A 1,575-nucleotide genomic window follows, 5' to 3' on the forward strand; every position below is an offset into this window, starting at 1 on the left:
TGAAGGGGAGTGGTGGAGCCGTCGGTCCAAGGTGGTAGTAGGCAAGCGATGGGGTGACGCAGGAAGGTAGTCCAGCCCGGGCGGTGGTTGTCCCGGGGTAAGGGTGTAGCCCGAGAGATAGGTAAATCCGTCTCTCATGGGGGTGAGACCTGATGCCGAGCCGATTGTGGTGAAGTGGATGATCCTATGCTGTCGAGAAAAGCCTCTAGCGAGTTTCATGGCGGCCCGTACCCTAAACCGACTCAGGTGGTCAGGTAGAGAATACCGAGGCGTTCGGGTGAACTATGGTTAAGGAACTCGGCAAAATGCCCCCGTAACTTCGGGAGAAGGGGGGCCATTTCTGGTGATCATCTTTACGGTGTGAGCTGGGGGTGGCCGCAGAGACCAGCGAGAAGCGACTGTTTACTAAAAACACAGGTCCGTGCGAAGCCGTAAGGCGATGTATACGGACTGACGCCTGCCCGGTGCTGGAACGTTAAGGGGACCGGTTAGTCACATTTCGGTGTGGCGAGGCTGAGAACTTAAGCGCCAGTAAACGGCGGTGGTAACTATAACCATCCTAAGGTAGCGAAATTCCTTGTCGGGTAAGTTCCGACCTGCACGAATGGCGTAACGACTTCTCGACTGTCTCAACCATAGGCCCGGTGAAATTGCACTACGAGTAAAGATGCTCGTTTCGCGCAGCAGGACGGAAAGACCCCGGGACCTTTACTACAGTTTGATATTGGTGTTCGGTTCGGCTTGTGTAGGATAGGTGGGAGACTGTGAAGCTTGGACGCCAGTTCAGGTGGAGTCGCCGTTGAAATACCACTCTGGTCGTGCTGGATGTCTAACCTGGGTCCGTGATCCGGATCAGGGACAGTGTCTGATGGGTAGTTTAACTGGGGCGGTTGCCTCCTAAAGAGTAACGGAGGCGCCCAAAGGTTCCCTCAGCCTGGTTGGTAATCAGGTGTTGAGTGTAAGTGCACAAGGGAGCTTGACTGTGAGACCGACGGGTCGAGCAGGGACGAAAGTCGGGACTAGTGATCCGGCGGTGGCTTGTGGAAGCGCCGTCGCTCAACGGATAAAAGGTACCCCGGGGATAACAGGCTGATCTTCCCCAAGAGTCCATATCGACGGGATGGTTTGGCACCTCGATGTCGGCTCGTCGCATCCTGGGGCTGGAGTCGGTCCCAAGGGTTGGGCTGTTCGCCCATTAAAGCGGTACGCGAGCTGGGTTTAGAACGTCGTGAGACAGTTCGGTCCCTATCCGCTGCGCGCGCAGGAGTCTTGAGAAGGGCTGTCCCTAGTACGAGAGGACCGGGACGGACGAACCTCTGGTGTGCCAGTTGTCCTGCCAAGGGCATGGCTGGTTGGCTACGTTCGGGAGGGATAACCGCTGAAAGCATCTAAGCGGGAAGCCTGCTTCGAGATGAGGACTCCCACCCACTTGATGGGGTAAGGCTCCCAGTAGACGACTGGGTTGATAGGCCGGATATGGAAGCACTGTGAGGTGTGGAGTTGACCGGTACTAATAGGCCGAGGGCTTGTCCTCAGTTGCTCGCGTCCACTGTGTTAGTTCTGAGACAACGAACA

The 1,575-nt window shown here is 56.4% G+C and carries 1 rRNA gene (only partly in view); it reads left to right on the forward strand.

Going from position 1 to position 1,575, the window contains the following annotated elements:
- Positions 1-1,534, forward strand: a 23S ribosomal RNA gene (locus tag ACIBBB_RS36130); it begins 1,787 nt to the left of the window's first position.
- Positions 1,535-1,575: the final 41 nt, after the last annotated feature.

The organism is Streptomyces sp. NPDC051217 (assembly GCF_044455465.1).
Classification (GTDB): Bacteria; Actinomycetota; Actinomycetes; order Streptomycetales; family Streptomycetaceae; genus Streptomyces.